Below are 324 nucleotides of genomic sequence, written 5' to 3' on the forward strand. Positions count from 1 at the left end.
GGGTACGAAGACCACTACGTCTTCGCCGCGGACACCAAGAGCGACTCGTCGTACCCGCTGGTTGACGCCGACGGGGATCTGCGTCGTGGCAACGTCGCCGCGGCGTGGGAGGTGTACTGCCACGCTTCTGACGAGGCGCTGTTGCTCTCGGTTCTCGCACAGGCCAACGAACGCTTCGCGAACGCCGACGGATATTCGGCCCCGATAGATGCGGAGTCGCTTGAGGAAGCGATGGCGGACGGACAGACGGCTGCTGACCACGTCATCGCGACTGATAGCACCGATTCGATTTCAAACCCACTTCAGACATACATGAGTGACGGC

The 324-nt window shown here is 61.7% G+C and carries 1 protein-coding gene; it reads left to right on the plus strand.

Translation table 11 applies throughout. The annotated features are described in order from the left end of the window. Positions 1 to 324: hypothetical protein (locus EXE45_RS20140; RefSeq protein ID WP_158294352.1), on the plus strand; the 324-nt coding region annotated here is incomplete at both ends.

The sequence above is a fragment of the Halorubrum sp. SP9 genome, from assembly GCF_005435015.1.
Taxonomy (GTDB): Archaea; Halobacteriota; Halobacteria; order Halobacteriales; family Haloferacaceae; genus Halorubrum; species Halorubrum sodomense.